We start from the raw sequence: 1,436 nt of genomic DNA, 5'->3' as shown, positions 1-1,436 counted from the left end.
GCAATGCCGTTCACTTAAGCGGAGCGGCATGAGGATTCACCGGATAGCGGGTTTTTGACATCTTAACCGCCCTCGGCCTTGACGGTCGGGGGCGTTTTGTTATGAACAGGGCTTCAAGATTTCCCCTCAGATGCTCCAGCCGTTTCGGGATAGTGCCCGGCGACACCGTATTTCCCAGCACTATCATTTCTGTCGCGATGAACTGAAAGGCAAATTTAAAGCTGATTTCCGACGGCGCTCTTTTGTGTTTTTCCGCCGCCTTTGTTGCTTCACGCCTTATCAGATTGTACGCCAGCAACATCCCCCACACCTCCTGCTCCAGCAGGGCTACCTTACGGCTTCTCAGTACCAGCGCATTGTCCAGCAGGCTGCTTTTGAGGTTCCTGAACCCCACTTCTATTTCCCATCGGGAGTGATAAAGCTCTGCCACATCTTTCGCTTTATAGCGGTCTGCCGGAAGCGATGTCAGCACCGTTTTCTCCACGCCGTTCAGGGCATAAGTCACCGCCCGCGCATACCAATATTCCGGCAGCGAGGGATTCTTTTTCCGCGCCTGAGGGGAGACTTTCAGCTTCAGGAGCATGTCGCCGGCTCCGTAGCTTTCTTCTGTTTCCGCCACCATATTCTTTCGGGCCGGCAGCAGCCAGTGGCGGTTACTGCCCTGTTGGCCCAGCGTCAGCAACAGATCTGCACTGTAAAACAGCTTATCGAACAGCGTGATGGAGTTGTCCGGGATGGACGCTGTCATCGACTGTGCCAGCAAAATTTCACTTCGACGATAAGGTGCAGTGGCGGCATCCAGCAGGATGTGACTGCCCAGGTTCATCAGCGCCACCAGACGCATAACAGGGTAGGCACTCTGACGCTCGGTGGACGTGTTGGCAGAGCCGTAATATTCCCGAAGTTCAGGCTCGTCAGGCGTTCTAAACTGCGCCCCGTCAATGGCAAAAAGCTGCAGCCCGTGCCAGTCAGTTTTGTCGTAGGGTTCAGTGCCCCAAGCCTGGGCCGTCTGACGGAACAACCATTCCACGGGAGCCGCCCCCACACGCTGGCGAGCCTGCGTGACGGCACTGCGGGCCAGCAGGTTCGTTCCGGCCTCCCCATCGGCACTCAGGCTCAGACGGCGAACCACATCGGTAATGGGTTCGTTACGGAAAAAGGCCATGGAGACGACCATCCAGATGACCATATCTCCGGGCAAACGGCGTCGACGGACAGTGGCGTGTTCAGAAAGGGTGAGACAGTGCTGTATCCACTCAGCGGGAAGATGCTCTGCAAAAAGTTGTGCAGAAGGTGGCGGCATGAGGGGATGGTCACTGAAATCGAGCAGGTCATTGAGAAGTGGCATAAGAAAACGGCTCCCTGTGGTGGAAGCCGTTATAGTGCCGCAGTTTAAGGATCGGTCAACCGATCCTTAACTGATCGGCATTGCTCGC

At 56.0% G+C, this 1,436-nt stretch carries 1 protein-coding gene; it reads right to left on the bottom strand.

Translation table 11 applies throughout. The annotated features are described in order from the left end of the window. Positions 1 to 10 precede the first annotated feature (10 nt). The gene (locus AC0Z7K_RS24355) at positions 11 to 1,348 is read right to left on the bottom strand and encodes an IS4 family transposase (RefSeq protein ID WP_485616261.1); all 1,338 of its coding nucleotides are present in this window, start codon (positions 1,346 to 1,348) and stop codon (positions 11 to 13) included. Positions 1,349 to 1,436 lie beyond the last annotated feature (88 nt).

This window comes from Rahnella sp. 1L-D-7-B-C2 (assembly GCF_057290995.1).
This window is presented reverse-complemented; position numbering and strand designations above follow the sequence as displayed.

What these genes read in the sequence shown, in the direction of transcription:
- AC0Z7K_RS24355 (WP_485616261.1), bottom strand. Translation starts at nt 1,348, where the DNA reads ATGCCACTTCTCAATGACCTGCTCGATTTCAGTGACCATCCCCTCATG.